Source organism: Exiguobacterium sp. s191, from assembly GCF_018618955.1.
Classification (GTDB): Bacteria; Bacillota; Bacilli; order Exiguobacteriales; family Exiguobacteriaceae; genus Exiguobacterium_A; species Exiguobacterium_A abrahamii.
Genome location: NZ_JACSNC010000004.1, coordinates 90,370 through 113,306 on the forward strand (window position 1 = coordinate 90,370; position 22,937 = coordinate 113,306).

Genomic DNA, 22,937 nt, shown 5'->3' on the forward strand with positions numbered 1-22,937 from the left:
AAAAGACTCGGTCGCCAAATTGGCGACCGAGTCTTTTATGGTTATCCAAGTAATGTGACGAGCAACGCTTTTTGTGCGTGGAGGCGATTCTCAGCTTGATCGAAGATGACCGATTGCTTGCCATCGATGACGTCCTCCGTGACTTCCTCCCCGCGATGCGCCGGAAGGCAATGCAAGAAAATAGCTTCATCATTTGCTTGATTCATAATATTGGCATTAACCTGATATCCTTCAAATGCTTGCAGACGCATCGTCGCTTCTTCTTCTTGTCCCATACTCGCGAAGACATCCGTATACACGACGTCTGTACCACTTGCCGCTTCCTCGGGATCCGTCATGACGATGATGTTTCCACCCGTTTCCTTCGCAATGACTTGTGCCTCATGAACGATTTGTGGATCAGGAGCATACGCCTCCGGCGCACAGATGCGAACTTCCATTCCACTGAGCGCTCCACCAATCATCAGCGAATGCGCCATGTTATTTCCGTCCCCGATATATGTCAAAATCTTCCCAGACCGGGTTCCAAATGTCTCTTCGATCGTCAGCAAGTCAGCAAGGACTTGGCACGGATGGTGTAGATCCGTCAATCCATTGATGATTGGAATCGTACCATGTGCCGCAAGTGTGTCGACGATCTCATGACCGAACGTCCGAATCATCAGGGCATCGACGTAACGGCTCATGACTTGAATCGTATCTGAGAGCGGCTCCCCCCGCCCGATTTGCATGTCTGCTCCACTTAGCACGATCGGATGTCCACCGAGTTCGACGACACCCACCTCAAACGATAGACGTGTTCGCGTCGATGCCTTTTCAAACAATAAGGCCACTTTTTTATGGCTTAATGCGTTTTGGTAGACACTCGGCTGATGCTTGATGTCTTTCGCGAGTGCCAACAGCTCCGTCAGTGCTTCCGGCGTCAGTTCCGCCATCGTCAAGAAATGCTTTAGTTGTTGCATCGTCTTCATTTTACTTCCTCCTTGATCGGCTCTGTCCATGTATGAAGTGGCTTCACAGCATAAGGGGACTTTTCTGTCGCTTGTAGATGATAATGTGCTAGTTCAGGTTCTGTCAGAACTTGTACCCCGGCAGCAAGCGCTGCTTCGCGACTCGCTTTTTCTTCTGTCACGTGCGAATAGAAAATCGCACATTGTGCCCAGTCAATCGTTTCATCTAATGCTACACCCGTTCCGAAAGCCTCTGTATCTGCTCCAGCAACGATGATGTCTCTCGTCGTCAAATGTCGTTTTGTCGTCTCATCGAAAATGAAACGTTCCAGCGCCAGTCCGTCTGTCGTCCATTGCAGCGTTTCACCTGTCGAACGCATGACGGGACCTGTTTTCGGATCAACACCTTGTAGTTTCAACGTTGAAAAAACAGGGGTCTTGACGGCATGGAAATCAAGTTTCGTCTGTTCCGTTGGTAGTGCGACCGCTTGACCGACCGCTGCTTGGACTGCCCACTGCAAGATCGGTTGACCTGTTACTTTGGCGACGATCGGTAACGTGCGGGAGGCACGTGGATTGATTTCTAGCACGTAGACTTGATCGTCATGCAAGACGAATTGGATATTGTACGCTCCTTTATAATCCATTCGTTGCCCGATCATCTGTGCAATTCGCTCGATTTCGCTCTGAACGGTATCGCTGAGCGATACAGGTGGCAGAATCATCGTCGAATCTCCAGAGTGAACTCCTGCCCGTTCCAATTGCTCCATCAAAATCGGAACGTACGTCGTTGTTCCGTCTGTAATGCAGTCGACTTCAATTTCCTTTCCTTGGAGGTAGGCATCCACGAGGACAGGGAATGCTAATTCGGAAACGATCGTCTCTAATTGCTCTTGATCGTGGATGATATGCATTCCCTTACCTCCGATGACATAGGAAGGACGAATCATGACCGGGTAACCGATCGTTGTTGCGACTTCTATCATTTGTTCGTGCGTCGCCACTTCTTGTCCCGGAATACGATCGATACCAATGTCATCTAAAAATTGATAGAACCGCTCACGGTCTTCCATTTGATCGATGACATCTGCCGTCGTTCCGAGAAGATGATAACCGGCTTTCTCCAAACCAGACGCAAGCGCAATCCCTGTTTGTCCTCCGAACTGGACTAAAACGTCTTCGCAATCCTCTGCTTCTAGCACATGCATGACGTCTTCAAGTGTCAACGGCTCGACATACAGGCGATCTGCGACTTCGAAGTCGGTCGAGACGGTCTCCGGGTTATTGTTGATCATGATTGTTTCGTAACCGGATGCTTGTAATGCACGTACCGCGTGAACGGAACAATAATCAAATTCGATTCCTTGACCGATCCGAATTGGTCCCGCACCGATGACAGCAACTTTCTTTTTCGTCGATGCTGTGACTTCCGTTTGACCACTCCAGTTTCCGTAGAAATAAGGCGTCGCACTCTTGAACTCACCTGCACATGTATCGATCATATGATAGACAGGGAGGATGCCTTTTTCTTTACGTAAGTGCTCGATCTCTACAGCACTGACACCCGTCAGAAGCGCAATCTGTTCATCCGTAAAGCCCATCATTTTGGTTTGCTTTAGGGAACTTTCATTCGATACATCGATTTTTTGTTGCTGATCGACAAGACGTTGAAGTACTTTGACGAATAAAGCTTGTACTTTCGTCTGTTCAACGAGTTCTTCGACGGTCGTCTCCTTGCGATCGAGTAGTGCGAGCATCGCAAGCAAGCGACGGTCCGTCGGAGCCTTTATTTCTTTCCACAATACGTCAGCCTCCGCTGTTTTCATCCATGTCGGATAAAGAGGTGATTGCTCAACTCCCGCACCGCGCCACGCCTTTTGTAACGCTTCTTCTAGCGTCTTCCCCATCGCCATGCTCTCACCCGTCGCCTTCATTTGTGTTCCAAGCGTCCGGTTACTGCCGGTAAATAGATCAAATGGGAAACAAGGCACTTTTGCCGTGATATAATCCATCGTCGGTTCAAAACTCGCCATCGTCTCTTTCGTGACAGGATTGATGCAATCGTCGAGTCGCTCACCGAGCGCAAGACGTGTCGCTAATTTTGCGATCGGATATCCCGTCGCCTTGGAAGCAAGTGCCGAAGAACGACTGACACGCGGATTGACTTCAATGACGAAATAACGTTCTTCCGTCGGATGGATCGCGAATTGTATGTTGCATCCACCGATGACACCGAGATGCGATACGATTTTACGCGCTTCCGTCCGCAATTGTTGATTCATTCGATCCGAAATCGACTGAATCGGTGCAAAGACGACCGAGTCCCCGGTATGGACACCGACAGGATCGATGTTTTCCATGTTACAAACGATGATCGTCGTATCTGCGCTGTCACGCATGACTTCGTATTCGACTTCTTTATAGCCAGCGATACTCACTTCAACTAAACACTGTGAAATTGGACTCGCTTGTAAGCCGTTCTGCGCTAACAGACGTGCCTCGTCCTTCGTCACTGCGATTCCGCCGCCCGTTCCACCGAGCGTAAAGGCTGGTCGGATGACGAGTGGTACCCCGTGTACTGCCATGAATTCCTCAAGCTCTGCTAACGACTCGATCGTTTGACTTTCCGGGAGCGGTTGCGCGAGTTCGATCATCTTTTGCTTGAATCGTTCACGATCTTCTCCGTCTCGGATCGTCTCAAGCGAAGTTCCTAGAAGTTCGACACCGTATTGTTCAAGTACTCCTGCTTCTTCGAGTGACATCGCAAGATTGAGTGCCGTTTGACCGCCGACCGTCGCTAGGAGATGGGATGGTCGATCTTGTTCGATGATGGCCGTTGCTTTTTCAAGAGTCATCGCCTCAATATAGACATGATCTGCCGTGCTCGGATCCGTCATGATAGTAGCCGGATTCGAATTCATTAAGATGACCTCGCATCCCGCTTCTCGAAGCGCCTGACAGGCTTGTGTGCCGGAATAATCAAATTCTGCTGCTTGCCCGATGACGATTGGACCCGAACCGATGACGAGTACTTTCTGTTTATCCCACATATGCTACCTCCTGATGTAATACGCTATTTACGAATTGATCGAAGACGACCATCGCCTCTGTTGGTCCTGGGCTCGCTTCTGGGTGAAACTGGACTGTCATGATTGGCAGAGCCGGATGAATCAATCCTTCAACGGACCCATCATTGATGTGTTCGTACGCAAGTTCCATCTCAGACGCTTCGATGCTTTTAACATCAACGGCATAGCCATGATTCTGAGATGTCATGAACACTTGCCCGGATGCTAGATGACGTACGGGATGGTTCGCTCCTCGGTGTCCATGATGTTGTTTTAATAAGGTACAACCAAACGCATGAGCGAGAACCTGATGTCCCATACAAATACCAAGTGTCGGATAGCTCGTCGCCAGTTCATGGATTCCTGAAAGGAACGGGTCTAGTTGCGTCGGATCACCAGGTCCGTTGGAAAACAGTAGACCATCTGGCGCCAGCGCTTGAATCCGTTCCGGTGTCGTATCATATGGCACGACCGTTACACGCATATGGCGTTCAAGCAAAGCATCAATCATCGATTGTTTCACGCCGTAATCGATACAGACGATGTGCCCCTGTTCGACTTCCGGTACGTATTCGATGTTTGAAGTCGTTGATACGGAAGCGATGTATGCTGTGTCGATTGACGCAGTGACAGTCATATCTACTTGCATCATGTCACCGAATTGATCGCCTTCCGTCCGTAATAGATGCACAAGAGAACGCGTATCGACTCCCGACAAAATCGGCACATTTGCTTCACCCAACCAACTCGAGAGCGATGTTCCTTCCCCGTCCTCAGCCAAAGTTTGAACGATGACACCAGCGACTTGAATCTGGTTGCTTTCTGACGCTTCCGCTTGAATACCGTATTGACCGATCAACGGGTATGTGAAGACAAGAATTTGTCCTTGATAAGATGGATCCGTCAAGACTTCCTGATATCCTGTCATTCCTGTAAAAAAGACGACCTCTCCTTTGACTGGAGCTGTTCCTTGCCACGAACCGGTAAACGTCGTTCCGTTCGCAAGCGTTAGTTTTCCGGATTGTTTCATACGATGACCTCCTGTTGACAAACGAGTTGTATTTTTTCGATGGCGTCCATGAGTTCCTGTTCCGTTACGAACAATGATGGCAATAAGCGAATGACATGAGGACCAGCCGATACGACGAGAAGACCATTCTCACGTAAGGCGTCAATCAGCGGTGCAACAGGCATCACACACTCGATACCAATCATCAAGCCACGTCCACGAATAGAACTCACGATCGACTTGGGTAATTTATTTTCTAGTTGTTGACGTAAATATTCGCCTTTTCTTTGAACGTCTGCCATGACAGTGTCATTTAACAAAAGGTCAAGTGTGGCTTCCGCAGCTGTCATCGCGAGTGGATTTCCACCAAAGGTCGAACCATGCGATCCAGGTGTGAATACTTCCGCCGCCTCCTCCGTCGCGAGTAACGCACCAACCGCGAGTCCACTTCCAAGTCCTTTCGCAAGAGTGATGATATCCGGTACGAGGGGTGTCTGCTCAAATGCAAAACGAGATCCCGTCCGACCGATGCCGGTCTGTACTTCGTCGACGATGATTTTGACATCGTATTGTTGCGCCTTCTTCATCAACGCTTCTAGCCACGCATCGTCGGCGACGACGACTCCGCCCTCTCCTTGAATGATTTCGAGCCATACGGCAGCAGTTTGCTCCGTAATCGCTGATAGGCTCTCCATCTCGTTAAACGATAGATGTTTGAAGCCATTCACCATCTCACCGTATCCCGCTTTGATTTTCTCCTGTCCTGTTGCGCCCATCATCGCAAATGTCCGCCCGTGGAAAGATTGTTTAAATGTGACGACTTCCGTTTTCCCTGTCCATTTTCGAACGAGTTTGTACGCCGCCTCGTTTGCTTCCGCACCACTATTACAAAAGAAGGCATGACTGAGATGACTGTTTTCCGTCAGTCGCTCGGCGACCCGCTCTTGTGCCGCGATTTGAAACAGATTCGACGTATGCCAAATTTGATTCAATTGTTCCTCTAGCCGTTGCTGAATATAAGGATGACGGTGTCCTGTGTTGCATACAGCGATTCCCATGATGAAATCAAGATACGTCTTGCCTGTCGCATCTTCTACGATCGACCCTTGTCCTTTGACCAATTCCACATCAGTACGTTGATAAGTGGGTAGTAGTGCACTCATGTAATTCCTCCTTGATTCGTGTCCCTGCAGCTAACGCATTTTTCCCAGACCGAATGACGACCTCTGGAATACCATGCTGAGTGGCCTGCATCATCGCTTCGACCTTCGGAATCATTCCTCCGTAGATTTCCCCCGACGCTATCGCAGCTTCGATGGCTGCAGACGTGATTTCTGATTGATAGTCACCGTTTACTTTTACACCCTCAACATCCGTCAACAATTCAAATCGGTCGACAGACCAAGCCTTCGCGACAGCAATGGCGCACGCGTCCCCGTTACTGTTCAATACACCTTGTTCTCCTGTGACAAGGGATGTGACGACAGGCACATAACCATTCGTACTCAACACCGTGAATAATCGTGGATGAATGTGCGTGATCTGACCGACTGCCCCGAGTCCTTTGACTTTTTTACCATGGACGCTTGCTCCGTCTAACCCGCTCATCCCGACGGCAGGAATCCCTGCTTGATTCAACTGCTGGACGATCCCGGATTGGACTTCCCCTGCTAAGATCCGTCGTGCCCCGAGTAAGACACCATCCGTCGTCACACGGACACCGTTTCGAAACACGGGTTTGATTCCCTCTTGTTCACAGTAACTCGATAGAAGAGGACCGCCCCCATGGACGATCAATAATTCGTTACCGGTTTCGACCCACGCTTTCCATTCCTCGAAATACCGAGCATCCAGTTGCTCCCACACACTACCACCTAGTTTGATGACTTTTCGTTTCGTCATGTCCGGTAACTCGCATTGATTTTGACGTAATCGTACGTCAGGTCACAGCCGTAAGCGTGTCCTTGTCCTACTCCATCATGCAAATCAATGTGAATCTGTACCTCCTGCTGTGCTAGATCCTGCGATGCAATCGTTTCATCAAATAAAGCAGGCATGCTCTGTTGCAACACCCACTGCGAACCAATTTTGATGTCAACGTTTGATACATCGAGTGGCTCCTTGATACTTCCGACAGCAGCGATAATTCTTCCCCAGTTCGCATCTTCCCCAAAGATGGCTGTTTTGACGAGAGACGATCCGACGACTTGTTTGGCGACCATCCGTGCTACTTCATCGGTTTGTGTTCCCTCTACCGTCACTTCGATCAACTTCGTCGCACCTTCACCGTCCCGCGCAATCTGTTTCGCTAAATCTTGACAAACCGTTTCGATGGCCTGTTCGAATGCCACTGCTTCTTCTGTCCCTTCAAGAATCGTTGCTCCTCCTGCAGCTCCACTTGCTAGAATCATGACCATGTCATTTGTCGAACTATCGCCGTCTACGGTAATGCAGTTGAACGTCCGATGAATCGTCCGGCGCAACAGTGTCTGTAAGACATCCGGTTCAATCGTTGCATCGGTCGTCAAGAAACCAAGCATCGTTGCCATGTTCGGATGAATCATCCCTGATCCTTTCGCCACGCCACAGACTGAAATTTGGACATCCCCTTGCATGTATTGTTGACCAGCTGTTTTCGTACCAGTATCGGTCGTCAGGATCGCATGAGCAAAATCATCCGCGGCATCCTTGTCATTTGTAGGCATCAGCTGTGGAATACCTGCCAGTAACGTATCAATGGCTAACGGTTGACCGATTATCCCTGTTGAAGCAATCGCGACTTGTTCTGGAGCAACATTTAAACTTTTCGCCATCGCTTGTTGCGACATATACGCATGGGATAACCCTAGTTCCCCTGTACACGCATTCGCGTTCCCGCTGTTGACGAGGACGGCATGAATACGTCCTTGTGACGCCTGAATCGCTTGTTTCGTCACAGTGATTGGTGCTGCTTGCACCTGATTCGTCGTATAGACAGCTGCAGCGCTTGCTCCTGCTTCACACCAGATCAGACCTAAATCCTTCCGCTTTCGTTTCAGACCCACATGAATTCCCGATGCTTGAAATCCCTTCGGTGTCGTGATTGTCAATGGGGTCTCTACTTGTACTTGCCACACAGGCGTTCCTCCTCTTTTTTCTCTTGATTAAATGTAGATCGGCTGTTGCGTTAAACCGGATGTCTCATCAAAACCAGCTAGAATGTTGGCATTTTGAACGGCTTGTCCGGCAGCTCCTTTTTGCATGTTATCGATGACTGAAACGATGGTCATTCGCCCTGTCCGATCATCCTTATAAACGGTCAAATCACAGTGATTACTCCCGACGACGGATTTGATTTCCGGATCAGCCTGTTGGATTCGGACGAATGGTTCCGTTGCATACTGGTCCGTCAACCAGGATCGCCACTCCGTTTCCGATAAATCAATCAACGGCTGAACCGTCATAATCGCCATGATGCCTCGATTGATCGGTAGTAGTTGAGTCGAGAACGTAATCGGATGCGATGATCCGGTCCATTCGAAAAGCGCCTGCTCAATTTCCGGGATGTGCTGATGCTGATTCACTTTATACAAGCGAACGTTTTCGCTTGAATGGACATGATGCGTTTGTGCCGTCAACGTTTTCCCTGCTCCCGTCAGACCAGAAGAAGCTTGAATGATGATTTGAGATGGATCGATTTTTTTCTCTTTTAAGAATGGTGTTAGTCCAAGCAAAACTGCTGTCGCGTAACAGCCTGGATTCGCAATCCATTTGCTCGCTGTAACAGCTTGACGATTCCATTCTGGTAATCCATAAGTTGCTCTTTGTTGTAACTGGGCATCAATGGGTTCCTTGTCATACCACGTTGCATATGCTTCAGCTGGAAGTCTCAAATCGCCACTTAAATCAATGACGTAACCGGACCAGTTTTGAAGTTGTTCTAAGTAATGCTTCGAAATCCCACTCGGTGTCGCTAAGAACACCATGTCCGTCTCGGTTTCCATCAAATGCTCCACCGAAAAGGAAGATAACGAGGAATATGTTTTTTTATTCATAAATGGGAATACGTCATGCATGGATTCCCCCGCCATCGAGTCACTCATCAAACAGATGATCTCAAATGAAGGATGTGATTCTAGTAGGCGAATCAGTTCAATTCCGGTGTATCCTGTTGCTCCGATGATGGTACATTTCATATCTGTACGCTCCCCTTCAAAGAATGTTATACCGATTTAAACATATGTATATTTATACTGTCAATTGAATTTTTATTAGTTTTTATACAAAAAAAGAAGCGTTGAAGCGATTGTCTTCTATAAGACAGTCCCTTCAACGCTTCTTTTACACGCATCTACTTAACGCTTTTCCGCACGTTGCGCTACGACATGATCAATCCCAAATACGCCTGCACCCATGATCGCGACTACTACTACAAAAATCAATGTAAACATATGTATCCTCCTCATCGTTCACAAAAATGTCATTTGATACTTCTTATTGTGCAAGATTTGAGCTAAAAAAGAAAGCGTTTACGACAAAAAATCGTCACAACTTCGATTTTTTATATTTTTCATCGACACTCTTATGGTTGACGTCCTCCATAATATTCGTTAATATTACGTTTGTTCAATGCTTTTGTGCATAAAAGCGTGTTAGTAACAGAGCGTTATCATACTTTCATATTCATATAAGGAGGTGGAAGCATGCGCATGTCATTCCGTGAATCCGCAGCTATCCTAGGAATCAGTATCATCATCTTATTGTCCGCGTTATTCGGTGCTAAAGCCGAACCGCATCTTGCCATCTTGTCTAGTCTTATTTTCGTCTCAGGATATGCCGTTTACCGCGGCTTTAAGTTCGAGGACGTCGAACACCATATGATTCAAGGTATTCGTGAAGCGATCAAACCGATCCTGATCATGTTGCTCGTCGGTATGACGATCGCGGTCTGGATGATGAGTGGCGCAGTGCCGACCCTTCTTCATTTTGGGTTATCTACCCTTTCAGCGACTTGGTTCGCACCGAGCGCTCTTCTGATCGCGATGGTCGTCTCGACCTTTACAGGCAGTTCGTTTACAACGATTGGTACGGTCGGTGTTGCCTTGATGGGAATCGCGATCGCACTGGGCGTTAATCCTGCGCTTGCAGCAGGTGCCATCATCAGTGGAGCTTGTTTCGGAGATAAGATGTCACCTTTATCAGATACGACGAATTTCGCGCCCGGAATCGTCAATGTGTCTGTGTTCGATCATATTCGTTTCATGATGGGAACGACGATTCCCGCTATCACGATCACATTTATCTTATTCTTCATTTTCGGACGTAGTAGTGGAAATGTCGATTCGTCTGCTGTTCAAACGACACAACAAGAGTTAGCTCGTTTGTTCGACTTGTCACCTTGGACATTGCTTTCACCGTTGCTCGTCATGGTATTAGCATTACGTAAGATGCCGGTCGTTCCAACACTTGTTGCTGGCGTTTTAAGTGGATTGTTGTTAACAGGTCTTGTACAAGGAAACTGGAATATCTCGAACTGGATGGCCGTCATTCAGAACGGATTAAAACTAGAATCTTCTAGTGAGACGGTCACATCCATCATTAGTAAAGGTGGATTGCAATCGATGATGTGGTCGGTGTCGCTCGTCATGCTCGCCCTTGCGTTCGGTGGTGTCTTACGTGGCATCGGTGTCATTGACGTGGTCATTGAACGGACCGTTTCTAAACTAAAACGTGATGGTAGCATCATTTCATCCGTCGCCTTATCGTCTATCGGTGTAAACTTGATGGCTGGAGAACAATACTTGTCCATCTTGCTTCCGGGTCAAGCATTCAAGAAAATCTTTGAAGAGCGTCAGATTGATCCGCGCTTCCTCTCTCGTTCACTCGAGGATGGAGGAACACTCGTCAATCCGCTTATTCCGTGGGGTGTTTCTGGGGCGTTCTTCGCTTCGACACTCGGTGTCCCAGTAACAGCATACGTTCCGTTCGCATTCTTTTTACTCCTTTCACCATTGTTTACGTTTTTACTCGCATTTCTTCGTCCAACGAAAATCGAAACAAAACAATCTCTCGCTTCTTGAGCCTATTTCATTTTAAAGATCCGATATGTCCTATCGGGTCTTTTTTTCTTTCCAATATCTCCTTTATTTCCTGTTAAATACGTCAGATTTAAGACGAAAACGGCTTGGAATCACGTTTTTTTAAAGAATCATGTGTAAAGATGAAATGAACTGGGAATATACCAAACATAAGATTAAAAATTACAGAGAATGATAGAGAGAGAGTACGTTCCTGATCGACCGAGGGATGACTTCGATGTAATTGTGGGAGGAGTTAATATGATCAAACGTGGTACGCTGGAGCGACTTGACGGCAAGTATGCTGTCCTACTATGGGAAAATGGTTCAAGTTTCATTCCACGACGTTATTTACCACCTGAAGCAAGGTTAGGCGATACGATTATTTTTGACGGTACAACCTATACGTTAGATGTCAGTAATTCATCACCCTCTTCCTTTCAAACATTTTCGTTTCGGCAAATGGGTTGATGATCGATAAAAAGCCATTCCGTATCATGCATTGACTATGGAGAAGGAATTTCTCTCATCAGTCTTTCATGAAATGAATGGCTTTTTCGCTTTATCTACGCACATATAGGGAGTGACCATCACACGATGGACAAGGAAAGTGATCAATATCGGATATTTCGATTCGTTCAAGTTCCGTCTGATCATGTGGGCATTCGTAAAGTGGTTGAACGACATCTAGTTGCAAAAACAGGGCACACCAAAATCGATTCGAAAATCGGTGACAAGTCGGACAGTGGTATAAATCCAATTGATACGGTACCCAACCATCCGCTAATTCCTCCTGATGGAGCTGATAGTGCTGAATTAATCGAAATCGATTCCAGTCGTCTACATACGCCCGCTGTAAAATCGGTTCATGCATCGACGGAACGAACCAAAGCGGGAGACCCGTCATGAACGCTTCGACCCCTTGCGTCAAGACAGCAGGAAATGTCGGCCAACCCTCTAGTTGACCGAGTTGGAATGTTTGTTGAAAGGAGCAGTTGCGGCATAGGAGTTCCATTGTCATCCTCCTGTTCGTTTCACCATCTCTTTTAACATCTGTTCCGTTACAGGACCGATGTGTTTCGAAAGAATCGTTCCTTTCCGGTCTAATACATAAGTTGCTGGCATTGCTACGAGACGATACGCATCTTCTGACGTTCCCTTTCGGTCATATAACACAGGGTATTCAACAGGTGTCTGCTTCAGAAAATCAGCAACATCCGAAACACGTCGTTCTGATGTCGTGACATTGATTCCATAGACGGGTATATCTGTATGTCGTGCAAAGGCATTTAGTTCTGGAATCTCTTGTTTACAAGGTGGACACCACGTTGCCCAAAAATTAATGACAAAGACATCATGATTGATTTCGTCTAGATCGACAGTTTTTCCTTCTTGACGCAAGGATAGATTCGGGGCTGTCATCCCGACTTCGAGACCACCTTGTGATGCTTGTTTTTGTTGTTGCTCCACTTTTTTTTGTTTTGCATCATATGTTTGATAACTTTGATAGGCAATACCGATAATAGCAATCGCTAGGATCAGATAGATCAACGGTTTTTTCACATCTAACCCCCTCCTTCTTTGTTCAGTGTAGCAGACTTCCTCTTTTCGACTATCTACTTTTATCAACAAAAAAGCGAACTCTTCCGTCTTATACGCGGAAATGAGTTCGCTTTATTTTAGAGAATTCGCGTTTTAACGAGACACACGGTTAGTTAAAACGTGGTAATTGTTTTTTGACTTGACGGTTATCTTTAACGCTACCTACAGCTTCCGCTCCCCCTAAGGCCTCATTCAAGGATGTCTTTCCTTCCTTGACTTCTAGACGTCGATTGAATACCGATCGATTATCGACAGAAGCAACGAGGATCGATGCGACATCCGTTTCCGAAATCGTCGCGTCCTTCGTGTCCTTCAAATCTTCATCGGCTTCAATCAAGCCACGCCCTTCACCTGTTGTGATAGAAACCGGACAAATGATCGTATACGTCAAACCACTATGTTCAATCTGTTCCTCTGCTGCATTCTTAGCAGCGTAGAACGGATAGACATCTTTCTTGAATTGCTCAGGTCGATCTGCACCATAAGCGCTCAGTAGCACGAAATGACGTACTCGCGCTTTTTTAGCTGCATCAATTGTTTTCAAAGCGACTGTTCGATCCAGCAGTTCGATTTCAGTTGCTTCGCCGTCTACTCCTGCGGTCGCCGCACAAATGACTGCATCCTGCCCTGCGACTCCGTGCTCAATGACTTTTTCGAGTTCTGTTTCGATATCGACGTAATGCGCCTTGACACCGAGTTTTTCGAATCGTTCCACCAGATGTTCATGACGAACGATGACCGTGACCTGATGACCCTTGGCAAGCGATTTGACGACGCGCGCTCCAATCGTACCGGATGCACCTACGACTAGTACTTTCATATGGGGGGTCCCTCCTCGATAAGTTAGTCACCTTCGTGGAATGTCATGATGTCATGTCCAAAAATCGTCGATTTCAGAGATAACCTAAAACAATCCACCAAAGGAGCAACGTACATCAATTTATACCCGCAATGACCGGAAGGAAACCCCTCCCCTTTAGTTCTTCAATGTGCCATAAAACGTCGTATCGAGCTGATCACGTAGTTCTTGCAGTGCCTTCTCATTCGGTAAGTCATAGAAAATCCCGTTCAGTCGTTGGCTGACGGCTTCGATTTCATAATGTTTTCGTTCTGACATCAAGGCAATCGATAACCCTGCCGTTGCCATCTCGCGGACACTTAAATCAAGGTTCATCTCTTCTTTCATATACGTGTGCGCTGCTGGAATTTTCGACCATCCAGTCGGCTTCATCAAGTGTGTCGCGACGGCTTGGATGACTTCCGACTGACGATTCGCGCGCGCTCCGTCATTATCCGTTTTTCGATGTCTCGAATAGGCAAGTGCCATCGCACCATCCATATGATATTCCTTCCCCTTTTGGAATGAATACTGATTTGCTTTCCCACTCGCATCCTGCTCGGAGAACGTTCCTGTCGAGACAAGGTCGATTCCGCCGATTTGATCCACTAATCCGATGAAACTATCGAAGGAGATGACGATCTTTCCATCGATTTCTTCATCAAGTAGACCCGAAACAGCATCTTGCGTACATTCTTCTCCACCGAAGGCAAAGGCATGTGTGATTTTATCCTTCTTTCCATTCTCACAGGAAATCGGTGTATACGTGTCTCGAGGAATCGACGTCAACTGAATCGTTCGAGAAAGTGGAATGAATTGCATGACCGACAGGGAGTCTGAACGTGATCCACGCAACGATTCTCCAGGTCGTGCATCACTACCAATCAACAAGAACGTGAATGGTTGTGAAGCAAAAAGAACGAATGCGATGAGCAACAATAAAAATAGTCCAAGAAGCTTTCGTTTAAAACGACGTTTTTTCTTGATTTTTTTAGGATGAGCTTCGCGTGAAGAGACATCAGGAGTCTGCTGTACCGATTGCTCTGATCGCCCCGCCTTCCTCGAGCGTCTCGAGCGTTCCCGATTAGCAAACAACCGTGATCCGGCACTCCCGATCATCTGTGCGACCTGTTTAAGCATGCCGCTCCCGGAACGACGCGATGTACTTTTTCGATCTCGCGGTTGCTCTTCGACATACCGATGATACGTAGCCGGTTCTTGCTGCTTCTCAAAGGATTGTTGAGAAAATGATTCGTCCGGCGCGTACGCTTTCGAAAAAGCTTCTTCTTGTCTAGCTTGCTCTTCTAACTGCATACGTCGTCGCTCCAAGCGAGAGCGGTGTGGTTGATGTTCTGGCATTCATATACCTCCGTATCAATCTTTTGCGATCTGTTTCTCTTTCAAGAACTCGCGGAGATACGTCCGTTTCGGTTCGTGCATCGAGGCAGCCATCTGTTTGACCCACCCTTCTGTCCGTTGACCACCGGTCCGTTCTCCGTAATACGATGACGTTGACTCTTCGTATCCTGTCAGTAACTCACGCATCGTATCGTCATCAGTATACGTATTCCGGTGGAAGACCGCATCCATCGGAAGGCGGGGTTTTTTACCCGGTTGTTGATCTGGAAGACCGACCGCGACTCCAAATAATGGTACGACGTGATCTGGAAGTTGTAAGAGTTCGCTGACACGACGAGCATCATTTCGTAGTGAACCGATGTAGACCGTTCCGTAGCCAAGCGACTCGGCAGCTACGACTAAATTTTGAGCGGCAAGCCCCGCATCGACAGCCCCTACGACAAGCGCTTCCGTCGTCTCGATCGTCCGGCTCACGTCGCCTCCTGCTAGTTCTGCCGCTAACGTATGTTTGTGGTAATCCATACAAAAGACGAAGAAGTAACTGTTTTCTGCCACATATTGTTGACCACTTGCAACGTCGACTAATTGTCGTTTCAATCCTTCATCTTCGACACCGATGATTGCATAAGCTTGCTGATAAGAGGATGTCGAGGCAGCCTGTGCGGCTTTTATGAGTGTTTCAATCGTCTCTTCGTCTAATTGATGTTGTTTGAATTTCCGGATTGACCGGTGGTTGAGTAAATGTTGAATGGTTTCATTCATGTGTAATCGTCCCCTTCTGTAATGAGTCTTCTTATTTAAGATAGTCGTCTCTGACTAAAAAGCGCAAATGAAGAGGTTCGGTTTATGAAAAAAGCGGGAATTGAATAGTGTTGTACTGTGCTTTTCTTGCGAAGGAGGGCGATCATGAGAATACGGAAACTGCGACTCTTACTAGAACAATATGGCGATACGACCCTTCGCGATATCATCGTCGAAATCTATCGTCAACTCCCGAGACAAGTCATCGAAGAGAAAGAGTTTGACGCCATGTTGACACAGTTCATGAAGTATAAGGATTTGCAAAAAGAACAGGAACAACCGACCGTCGAACAGACGATTGCTCAGACGGAACGGTTTATTCAATTAGCATACGATCTCCAGTACCTTGAGCCGAATCCGATCGTACCGCTTCGCGAACAAAAGAATTGGTATATCACCGCCAAACGCCTGCTTAAGCATTTACGCCACTATGCTCATCGTAAAAACGGAACCCGTATTGCCTTTGAGGAATTTTTCTTTCTTCTTTCGTCGGCTGCCGGGGAAGAACCTTTATTTTTAAGTAATGATCCGTTTCGATTATTGAAAGTCTCGCAAGTCGATTTTTTTCAAGAATTAGTCGGCTATTATAAAAATGATAGTCATGGTGTCGAATGGATGGAACGCGCCCTCTATACAGCGTTGAAGGTTCCGATGGACGTCGATACTGAGCGCAGTGATCTTTTGCTTGCTGTACTTGCCCATTGCGAGAAACCAGAACATCAAGAAGCATATATCCATTGCTTGAACGCGCATGCAAAAAAACTACAGTCGCATGTTCGGATTGATGCAGACGCTTTATCCACCTATCAAGAAATTCGTTTCGCAGAGCTACATGCTCTCATTTCCTTACGCGCGTTAGAACGAGCGGAGACGATGCTGTTCACTGAATACATCCCATATTTTTCGCATCGCTCGACTCCGTTTCGTTATTATCTCGATCTCCTCGAACGAGCCGGACTCGAACAAGAACACGAACGAATGGCACGCGTTGGTCGAAAAAAACGAATTCATTTCTAAGAGTAGATTCTTCTTGTTCACACGTAGTAGACAATAAAAGGCAAGTGACGATGGATTCGTCACTTGCCTTTTATTAGTCAGATTCATTTCAATCGGAGGCATTGACGATGCCAAGTCCGACTGTTGCGAGTAATGCAATACAAGCGAATAGGAATGCCATGTCGTTCGGTGAATCGAATCCTTCATAAATCGGTTCCTTCCGATCAACGATGATATGATCCTCCGCGCCGTAATTCCCATATGTCGTCGAACTGCTTACACCCGGTCCATCGTGATCACGCGCTTCGGCTACCAATATATCCGCGCTGAGTAACCAGCCCGATAAACCGATGACGATCCATAGATACTTCATGATAATTTTGCCTCGATTCTTTCTTATCTTCAGGAATCCATCTACTTTTTGTTTGAAACAGAAGATATAAATACCTTTTATTTCCTGTAATATAAAAGCAAGATATTTTCAACTTCACTTTGCTAAAGGAGGAACTTAATTTGCCTATTGTGTATTACGATCAATTGTCTCATGTTCAAAGGCGACACGTCCATCAACTTCTACAGTACCATCAAAAGGCATATGATTTTTCATTTTTTCAGCCGCTTGAAGATTGTCAATGGGTCTACCTCGAATCCGGTCAGGTGAAAGCGACGCTTGGATATCATGTCGTGCATGACGTCGTTCACTTTATGAACGGCGCCTTCCTTGATATCAAAGCCTTTCGTAGTCTGGCTATTTTGCTACACTTACATGCCGTTCGACAAGGATGCCGGCATATTCATGTACAAGTCTCTCCGCCGCATGATCTTTCTCTAACTTCGATTTGGAAAGAGCTTGGTTATAGTTTATATGCCGAACAGTTTCGTTTAATTGGCCTCTCAGAGGGACAGCCTGCTACGCTGCGTTTGAAAGCTGTTCATGCACAGAATCAAGATACTTACCTTGCACTTCGTAACGATGCCCTTCAAGGAACACATCACTTTTTTCCTTATCAGGTATCTGATTTAGACAAGTTGATTCAACGAAAAGCGATTCCTTACCTCGTCTATGATAAGCAACTAATCGTCGGTACACTATTATTTCAAAAGCAGGGACAGAATATTCGTCTTCTTGAAATCACGTGCCTACCTGAACTGAGACGTCAAGGATACGGTAGCCGCATCCTCCATGCATTTCAAGAAAAGTTAAGACGTGCAAACATCCAGACGTTTGAAGTCTTTTTTCTCTCAACACAACAAGATGTATTACGCCTGTATCAGCCCTCGATGTTTTGCGATATCCAGTTAACCTCTCATTGGCATACGTTCAGTACGGATCAGCCTCCGTTAATCATTTAGGCGATTGACGATTCCCTTGTATTCAGGCAACACATACTCCGCATCCATTTCCCGAAAATCAACATGACCCGTTTTACGAAGCACTAGCCCCATCTCGTATAACTGTTCGATATAGGCATCTCCCCATGTCAAGGCAAGTCCGGGTTGGTGGTTATGAAAAGCAAGCAAGGCATCTTCAATAATTTCAGAAGCAATGGATGCTTGCATCACACGGTTCAATAAAGATTGGAACAGTACGGTTTGCCGTCCGATCAGCGCATAAAACGGGAAATAATGTTTAGCATAAACAAACGTCGGCAAATAGGCATCCGCCTTAATCGTCTTTAGTAGCAATGGTGAAGCGGGACGTTGTAATCGTTCTGCAAGTCCAACGGTCGCCTTGCATTCGCACAGCTGATCAAGCACTCGAATCGTCAACTCTTCTTCGATATCGAGCAATAAGACGAGATCCAGCAGATTCAATTCATGCGTCTCCATGAATTGATCACTGCGTTGAAGATGCATCGTATAAGTAAAGTCCAGCTTTTCAGCAACAAGTGCCCACAACTCGGAATGGCGCGCCGCATATAGACCTACCGGAAAGTGAAGGGGTTGGCGGACGATCGAGCGATGCCCTTCAAGTGTATAGACTTGATTGACGTCCAGACCGTCTGCTAGCAGCATTTCGAGTAACTGCTGACGATTTTGACACGTGACGAGTGTTTGAAACAGACGATCAACCTCGACGAGTGGTTGTTTCATTTCAAGCGCTATTTTCAAATGAGCAGGTGAATCCTGCTCTAGCGCACGCTTAATGAATTGTAAGGCCTGTTGTTCCGCATCGTTCAGTTGGGCAACATGTGTCCGAAACATTTCGATGTCAAGTTCCCGGAAGGCTTGTAACGCCGGTGCAATTGATTGATTTTTTATAAAGGGTTTCCACATGATTCCCTCGACCTCCTCATTCCAGTATCTCTTCGTAGTGTACGCAATATCCTATCGTCTTGAAAGCAAAAAATGGAGAATCTTCCGTCGTTTCAGGAAGATCCTCCACTTTTTATTTTTTACCAACTTTTAAATGAGCGTTTCGAAAGACAGCATCTTGTTTTCCTGTCTTTTCAACACTTGTTCCGACAGACCCCAGGTATTCGAGTTCATCCTTTGGTTGAATGAACTCGTATGTGATGGCAGGTTCGCCCCGAAGTCGAACGTGTATGATTTGTCGATGTCGTAAAGAGAATGATGCGCGCACTTCAAGAAAGGAGGAAGCTGATAAATCATGTTGCCGCTCTAAAATCGTCATCAACTCTTTTTCAGAGTCACGATAGTTTCCCTGCAATTGAGCATACGAAATACCGACTCCTAAAGATAGGATGCCAATTAGACTAAGAGCGAAAATGACCAGCACTTTCTTCATGACTGATCCACCTCCGAAAAAAGTTCATTCTACTTATTCATCGGTTCATCCATCGTTGACGTGAAGTCTTTTTTCGAATCCTTTACGTGAAACTGCATGTCCACATGTGGAATATCATCTTCTAAATAAGGTTCGGATACGGTTTCGAAACCAAACGATCCGTAAAACCCTTCTAGGTGTGCTTGTGCCTGTAAGTAGATCGCAGCTTCTTTCTGCAAATGAACCATCGCTTTCTCCATCATTTGTCTCGCTAACCCAACCGACCGGTGTGCACGATGAACGGCTACCCGTCCAATCGCTATTCCTTTTGTCGGATGATCGTATATCCGAAGACATCCGACGATTTGACCGCTCTCACTCCGTACGATTAGGTGTGTCGCTTGTTGATCTTGATCATCTAGCTCCGGATACGCGCACTCCTGCTCGACGACGAAGATATCCGTGCGTAATTTCAAAAGTGCATATAAGGTATCAGGTGTCATGTGATGAAAAGACTCGAATTCAAATTCGTACATAAAAAGCTCTCCTCTTTAGTTACGACAAAGTCGTGATAATTGTCCTGCGTAGATCGTGACGGGAATACCTCTAAAAATCGTATCTTTTTCCCAGTTCAGCCCGTTGGCACGAGCGACATTTTGCGAAGCACGATTATCGGGATGAATGATCGAGATGATTCGATCATGCCCTCGGTTGAACGCCTCCATCATTAGTTGTTTCGCTGCTTCACGACCATAACCGACTTTCCAGTGCTTCGGTTCAAGCCAATAACCGACTTCTAATTCTTCAATTCCATCCACTTCCTGCATCAATAATCCGGCGAAACCAATCGGTTCATTCGTTTCTTTTTTGAACAACAGTAAAAAACCAGTTTGTCGTTCATCCGAGTATCGCTCCAATTGCCGTTCGAACCACTCTCGTGCTTCATCTTCACTCAGGGCAGTACCTCCATTGATATAACGCATGACTTGCTCATTTTGGACAAGCGACTTATAAAAACTGAAATCCTCTTCTTCGAACGGTCGCATCCATAAACGTTCACTTTCCATCGTCATCGCCTCCTTCTATACTTCTCTTTTCCCGAGTTCTTTTCGCTTCATTCCTCTTCCTGACTCTGCTTTCCTTGTGACATTTTTCATTACTAATCGATGACATTCACTCCCTAGTGCTTGCAATTCCCGGCATAAGTCGGTATTTTGGGAACAGTATGTTGAACAACGACCGCACGATTAATGTTAAAATATATTTTGAGCGCATGAGCGCTGAGTAGGAATTCACGAAAAGGACTGAGACCATAATGACTGAACAAGTAATGACAGGACTGTATGAAGGGATTTCAAAAGAGTCCGTACTAATCAATGAACCTTTAAAATATCATACGTATACAAAAATGGGAGGAATCGCGGATTTATTCATCATTCCAACCTCTTATGAAGAAACGGCTTTTGTCGTCCGATATGCTTACGAACAAGGTATTCCCTTGACCTTGCTTGGAAACGGATCGAATCTTGTCGTTCGTGATGGTGGCATCCGTGGCATTGTCCTCTCCTTTGAGAAGTTAACCGACATCTCGGTCGAAGGACATGAACTCGTCGCTCAAAGTGGCGCAGCAATCATCGAAGCTTCTCGTGTAGCTTACGCGCATCAGCTCAGCGGTCTTGAATTCGCTTGTGGGATTCCAGGAACGATTGGTGGCGCATTGATCATGAATGCGGGAGCATACGGTGGTGAAGTCAAGGATTGCCTCCATAGCGCTACTGTATTGACACGACAAGGAGAACTGTTGAACATTTCGCATGATGAACTCGAACTGGGATACCGGACAAGTTGCTTCTCGAAGAAAGAATACATCATCCTCGAAGGTCGATTTGCGTTAACAGAGGGTGACCCAGCATTGATCAAGGAAGTCATGGATGATTTGACGCATAAGCGAGAAACGAAACAACCACTCGAGTACCCTTCTTGTGGTAGCGTCTTTAAACGTCCAGAAGGCTATTTTGCAGGTAAGCTGATTCAAGATAGTAACTTACAGGGAACACGCATCGGTGGCGCTGAAGTGTCGAAGAAACACGCTGGCTTCATCGTCAACGTCGAGAATGCGTCAGCATCCGACTATATCGCGCTCATTCGTCATGTCCAAGAAACGGTTCAAGAAAAATTCGGTATCTTACTTGAGACAGAAGTGAAAATCATCGGTGAAGAAGCATAATCAATCATTTTACGAAAAAGGTGAGCTCCGTATTCGGACTCACCTTTTTGTTCGTTTAGATCGACCAGTTTCCGTCACGCATGACTGATTCACGCGTTCCGTCTGCAAGTTCTCCTTCAATCGATAGATCCGCTGATCCAATCATGAAGTCGACATGCGTCATCGAGTCGTTCGCGCCTTGTGCTTCTAGTTCTTCTGCTGAAAGGCTTGGACCATTTTCGAGACATGTCGAGTACGCACGACCAATCGCTAAGTGGCATGAAGCATTTTCATCGAACAATGTATTATAGAATAGAATACCCGAGTCAGAAATCGGCGAGCGGTGTGGTACGAGCGCAACTTCTCCGAGATAACGTGCACCTTCATCAAGTGAAATCAAGTCATCTAATGCTTCTTGACCCTGTTTTGCTTCCGCTTTGACGATTTTTCCGTTCTCGAACCAGAGTGTGAACTCATCAATCAAGTTCCCACTATAGCTAAGTGGTTTTGTGCTCGAGACGTGTCCGTTGACTCCTGTCTTTTTCGGCAATGTGAACACTTCTTCTGTCGGCAGATTCGCGATGAAATCAACACCATCTGCATTCGGACCACCGCCACCTAACCAAACATGACGTTCTGGTAATTCGATTGATAATTCTGTTCCTGGAGCTGTGTAGTGCAATGTTTTGTATTTCTTCTCTGTCAGGAATTTTGCTTTTGAACGCAGATTATGATCGTGATCCGCCCATGCAGCGACCGGATCTGCTTGATCGGCACGTGTTGCTTTCAAAATAGCTGACCAGAGCTCTTCAACGGCATTCTCTGAATCAGGGAATACTTTCTTCGCCCAGCTTTCAGAAGGTGCTGCTACGACACACCAGCTGACATTGTCACTCATGACGAACTTCCGCCAATTAGCAAGAGCGACACCGGCTGCTTTATTCGCACGTGCGATTCGGCTCGAGTCAACGCCATTCAATAAATCTGGATCTTCACTAACGACCGATAAGAACGCAGTCTTTTCTTCTGCCAGTTGGTCGTAACGTGCTTTTAACCAATCTGGGAACGTATCAAACGACTCTTCCGGTGCATCGAAATAACGGATTTTCGTCATCTCATCATCTGACCATTGTACATACACTTGCGTAGCTCCTACTTCATAGGCGACACGCGTGATTTCACGAACGAGCGGCAAATTTTCGATTCCAGCACGCACCTCGAGTTGTTGTCCTGGTTGTAGATTAATTCCCGTACGCACGGCTAAAGACGCGTATTGTTGTAATTCTGCTTGTGTCGGCATTATGTAATCCCCTTTCTTGTATCT

Annotated in this window: 23 protein-coding genes; 5 read left to right on the top strand and 18 right to left on the bottom strand. The window is 46.4% G+C overall.

The features are described 5' to 3' along the window. Positions 1-41: 41 nt before the first annotated feature. From argF to argC, 7 genes are read right to left on the bottom strand one after another with little or no spacing between them, the layout of a single operon-like run. Positions 42-971 carry an ornithine carbamoyltransferase gene (gene argF, locus KNQ09_RS15045; RefSeq protein ID WP_064300818.1) on the bottom strand — a complete coding sequence of 310 codons (930 nt, stop codon included), beginning with the start codon at positions 969-971 and terminating at the stop codon, positions 42-44. Beyond that, positions 968-4,000 carry a carbamoyl-phosphate synthase (glutamine-hydrolyzing) large subunit gene (gene carB, locus KNQ09_RS15050; protein WP_214858913.1) on the bottom strand — a complete coding sequence of 1,011 codons (3,033 nt, stop codon included), beginning with the start codon at positions 3,998-4,000 and terminating at the stop codon, positions 968-970. The genes argF and carB overlap by 4 nt, the downstream gene beginning before the upstream one ends. After that, positions 3,990-5,048: a carbamoyl phosphate synthase small subunit gene (locus KNQ09_RS15055; protein WP_064300820.1), complete on the bottom strand. Its 1,059-nt coding sequence runs from the start codon at positions 5,046-5,048 to the stop codon at positions 3,990-3,992. Before KNQ09_RS15055 ends, carB begins: the two co-directional genes overlap by 11 nt. Next, on the bottom strand, positions 5,045-6,190 hold the full coding sequence (locus KNQ09_RS15060; RefSeq protein WP_064300821.1) for an acetylornithine transaminase: 1,146 nt from the start codon (positions 6,188-6,190) through the stop codon (positions 5,045-5,047). The genes KNQ09_RS15055 and KNQ09_RS15060 overlap by 4 nt, the downstream gene beginning before the upstream one ends. Continuing rightward, complete coding sequence (gene argB / locus KNQ09_RS15065) at positions 6,156-6,929, bottom strand: acetylglutamate kinase (protein ID WP_064300822.1); 774 nt, start codon at positions 6,927-6,929, stop codon at positions 6,156-6,158. The genes KNQ09_RS15060 and argB overlap by 35 nt, the downstream gene beginning before the upstream one ends. After that, positions 6,926-8,143, bottom strand: coding sequence for a bifunctional glutamate N-acetyltransferase/amino-acid acetyltransferase ArgJ (gene argJ / locus KNQ09_RS15070; protein ID WP_214858914.1), 1,218 nt, complete (start codon positions 8,141-8,143; stop codon positions 6,926-6,928). The genes argB and argJ overlap by 4 nt, the downstream gene beginning before the upstream one ends. Before the next feature lie 27 nt (positions 8,144-8,170). Continuing rightward, positions 8,171-9,202, bottom strand: a complete 1,032-nt coding sequence (gene argC / locus KNQ09_RS15075; protein WP_064300824.1) for an N-acetyl-gamma-glutamyl-phosphate reductase — start codon at positions 9,200-9,202, stop codon at positions 8,171-8,173. Between the two features lie 507 nt (positions 9,203-9,709). Between argC and nhaC the strand changes: the two genes are divergently transcribed. Both nhaC and KNQ09_RS15085 read left to right on the top strand, forming a co-directional pair. Next, a complete protein-coding gene (gene nhaC, locus KNQ09_RS15080) occupies positions 9,710-11,086 on the top strand; it encodes a Na+/H+ antiporter NhaC (RefSeq protein WP_064300825.1) in 1,377 nt (458 codons plus the stop codon). Positions 11,087-11,344: 258 nt separating this feature from the next. Beyond that, a complete protein-coding gene (locus KNQ09_RS15085) occupies positions 11,345-11,554 on the top strand; it encodes a DUF3006 domain-containing protein (protein WP_023467214.1) in 210 nt (69 codons plus the stop codon). Between the two features lie 91 nt (positions 11,555-11,645). Here KNQ09_RS15085 and KNQ09_RS15090 read toward each other — a convergent pair whose 3' ends face one another. The 5 genes from KNQ09_RS15090 to nfsA form a co-directional block, all read right to left on the bottom strand. Next, positions 11,646-12,104 (bottom strand): hypothetical protein, encoded by a 459-nt coding sequence (locus tag KNQ09_RS15090; protein WP_214858915.1) that lies wholly within the window; start codon positions 12,102-12,104, stop codon positions 11,646-11,648. Beyond that, positions 12,101-12,646, bottom strand: coding sequence for a TlpA family protein disulfide reductase (locus KNQ09_RS15095; protein WP_214858916.1), 546 nt, complete (start codon positions 12,644-12,646; stop codon positions 12,101-12,103). The genes KNQ09_RS15090 and KNQ09_RS15095 overlap by 4 nt, the downstream gene beginning before the upstream one ends. A gap of 148 nt (positions 12,647-12,794) precedes the next feature. Beyond that, positions 12,795-13,505 (bottom strand): NAD(P)H-binding protein, encoded by a 711-nt coding sequence (locus KNQ09_RS15100; RefSeq protein ID WP_058703648.1) that lies wholly within the window; start codon positions 13,503-13,505, stop codon positions 12,795-12,797. A gap of 156 nt (positions 13,506-13,661) precedes the next feature. After that, positions 13,662-14,882, bottom strand: a complete 1,221-nt coding sequence (locus tag KNQ09_RS15105) for an LCP family protein (protein ID WP_064300828.1) — start codon at positions 14,880-14,882, stop codon at positions 13,662-13,664. A gap of 15 nt (positions 14,883-14,897) precedes the next feature. Continuing rightward, positions 14,898-15,644: an oxygen-insensitive NADPH nitroreductase gene (gene nfsA, locus KNQ09_RS15110; protein ID WP_064300829.1), complete on the bottom strand. Its 747-nt coding sequence runs from the start codon at positions 15,642-15,644 to the stop codon at positions 14,898-14,900. A gap of 144 nt (positions 15,645-15,788) precedes the next feature. Here nfsA and KNQ09_RS15115 point away from each other — a divergent pair, with 144 nt between their 5' ends. Then, complete coding sequence (locus KNQ09_RS15115) at positions 15,789-16,700, top strand: hypothetical protein (RefSeq protein WP_029340830.1); 912 nt, start codon at positions 15,789-15,791, stop codon at positions 16,698-16,700. An 88-nt stretch (positions 16,701-16,788) separates the two neighbouring features. On the opposite strand, the gene KNQ09_RS15120 is transcribed toward KNQ09_RS15115, so the two are convergent. Continuing rightward, complete coding sequence (locus KNQ09_RS15120) at positions 16,789-17,052, bottom strand: hypothetical protein (RefSeq protein WP_064300830.1); 264 nt, start codon at positions 17,050-17,052, stop codon at positions 16,789-16,791. A 149-nt stretch (positions 17,053-17,201) separates the two neighbouring features. On the opposite strand from KNQ09_RS15120, the gene KNQ09_RS15125 reads away from it, so the two are divergent. Beyond that, positions 17,202-18,032: a GNAT family N-acetyltransferase gene (locus tag KNQ09_RS15125; RefSeq protein WP_353049760.1), complete on the top strand. Its 831-nt coding sequence runs from the start codon at positions 17,202-17,204 to the stop codon at positions 18,030-18,032. Here KNQ09_RS15125 and KNQ09_RS15130 read toward each other — a convergent pair. The 4 genes from KNQ09_RS15130 to KNQ09_RS15145 form a co-directional block, all read right to left on the bottom strand. Then, complete coding sequence (locus tag KNQ09_RS15130; protein ID WP_214858918.1) at positions 18,021-18,956, bottom strand: hypothetical protein; 936 nt, start codon at positions 18,954-18,956, stop codon at positions 18,021-18,023. The two genes, KNQ09_RS15125 and KNQ09_RS15130, sit on opposite strands and share 12 nt — an antisense overlap. Positions 18,957-19,068: 112 nt before the next feature. Then, a complete protein-coding gene (locus tag KNQ09_RS15135) occupies positions 19,069-19,428 on the bottom strand; it encodes a hypothetical protein (RefSeq protein ID WP_064300833.1) in 360 nt (119 codons plus the stop codon). A 29-nt stretch (positions 19,429-19,457) separates the two neighbouring features. Beyond that, positions 19,458-19,943 (bottom strand): GNAT family N-acetyltransferase, encoded by a 486-nt coding sequence (locus KNQ09_RS15140; RefSeq protein WP_214858919.1) that lies wholly within the window; start codon positions 19,941-19,943, stop codon positions 19,458-19,460. Positions 19,944-19,958: 15 nt separating this feature from the next. Continuing rightward, positions 19,959-20,474 (bottom strand): GNAT family N-acetyltransferase, encoded by a 516-nt coding sequence (locus KNQ09_RS15145; RefSeq protein ID WP_064300835.1) that lies wholly within the window; start codon positions 20,472-20,474, stop codon positions 19,959-19,961. A 248-nt stretch (positions 20,475-20,722) separates the two neighbouring features. On the opposite strand from KNQ09_RS15145, the gene murB reads away from it, so the two are divergent. Further along, positions 20,723-21,634: a UDP-N-acetylmuramate dehydrogenase gene (gene murB, locus KNQ09_RS15150; RefSeq protein WP_035398835.1), complete on the top strand. Its 912-nt coding sequence runs from the start codon at positions 20,723-20,725 to the stop codon at positions 21,632-21,634. 55 nt (positions 21,635-21,689) lie between these two features. On the opposite strand, the gene KNQ09_RS15155 is transcribed toward murB, so the two are convergent. Further along, positions 21,690-22,913, bottom strand: a complete 1,224-nt coding sequence (locus KNQ09_RS15155) for an aminopeptidase (protein WP_035398837.1) — start codon at positions 22,911-22,913, stop codon at positions 21,690-21,692. Between the last annotated feature and the right edge of the window lie 24 nt (positions 22,914-22,937).

Excerpts from the sequence above, each read along its gene's own strand:
- KNQ09_RS15105 (WP_064300828.1), bottom strand. The coding sequence starts at position 14,882 with ATGCCAGAACATCAACCACACCGCTCTCGCTTGGAGCGACGACGTATG.
- KNQ09_RS15155 (WP_035398837.1), bottom strand. The coding sequence starts at position 22,913 with ATGCCGACACAAGCAGAATTACAACAATACGCGTCTTTAGCCGTGCGT.
- carB (WP_214858913.1), bottom strand. The coding sequence starts at position 4,000 with ATGTGGGATAAACAGAAAGTACTCGTCATCGGTTCGGGTCCAATCGTC.
- KNQ09_RS15060 (WP_064300821.1), bottom strand. The coding sequence starts at position 6,190 with ATGAGTGCACTACTACCCACTTATCAACGTACTGATGTGGAATTGGTC.
- KNQ09_RS15135 (WP_064300833.1), bottom strand. The coding sequence starts at position 19,428 with ATGAAGAAAGTGCTGGTCATTTTCGCTCTTAGTCTAATTGGCATCCTA.
- KNQ09_RS15145 (WP_064300835.1), bottom strand. The coding sequence starts at position 20,474 with ATGGAAAGTGAACGTTTATGGATGCGACCGTTCGAAGAAGAGGATTTC.
- KNQ09_RS15100 (WP_058703648.1), bottom strand. The coding sequence starts at position 13,505 with ATGAAAGTACTAGTCGTAGGTGCATCCGGTACGATTGGAGCGCGCGTC.
- murB (WP_035398835.1), top strand. The coding sequence starts at position 20,723 with ATGACTGAACAAGTAATGACAGGACTGTATGAAGGGATTTCAAAAGAG.
- argF (WP_064300818.1), bottom strand. The coding sequence starts at position 971 with ATGAAGACGATGCAACAACTAAAGCATTTCTTGACGATGGCGGAACTG.
- nhaC (WP_064300825.1), top strand. The coding sequence starts at position 9,710 with ATGCGCATGTCATTCCGTGAATCCGCAGCTATCCTAGGAATCAGTATC.
- KNQ09_RS15090 (WP_214858915.1), bottom strand. The coding sequence starts at position 12,104 with ATGACAATGGAACTCCTATGCCGCAACTGCTCCTTTCAACAAACATTC.
- KNQ09_RS15140 (WP_214858919.1), bottom strand. The coding sequence starts at position 19,943 with ATGTACGAATTTGAATTCGAGTCTTTTCATCACATGACACCTGATACC.
- KNQ09_RS15115 (WP_029340830.1), top strand. The coding sequence starts at position 15,789 with ATGAGAATACGGAAACTGCGACTCTTACTAGAACAATATGGCGATACG.
- KNQ09_RS15055 (WP_064300820.1), bottom strand. The coding sequence starts at position 5,048 with ATGAAACAATCCGGAAAACTAACGCTTGCGAACGGAACGACGTTTACC.
- KNQ09_RS15120 (WP_064300830.1), bottom strand. The coding sequence starts at position 17,052 with ATGAAGTATCTATGGATCGTCATCGGTTTATCGGGCTGGTTACTCAGC.
- argB (WP_064300822.1), bottom strand. The coding sequence starts at position 6,929 with ATGACGAAACGAAAAGTCATCAAACTAGGTGGTAGTGTGTGGGAGCAA.
- nfsA (WP_064300829.1), bottom strand. The coding sequence starts at position 15,644 with ATGAATGAAACCATTCAACATTTACTCAACCACCGGTCAATCCGGAAA.
- argC (WP_064300824.1), bottom strand. The coding sequence starts at position 9,202 with ATGAAATGTACCATCATCGGAGCAACAGGATACACCGGAATTGAACTG.
- KNQ09_RS15085 (WP_023467214.1), top strand. The coding sequence starts at position 11,345 with ATGATCAAACGTGGTACGCTGGAGCGACTTGACGGCAAGTATGCTGTC.
- KNQ09_RS15130 (WP_214858918.1), bottom strand. The coding sequence starts at position 18,956 with ATGTGGAAACCCTTTATAAAAAATCAATCAATTGCACCGGCGTTACAA.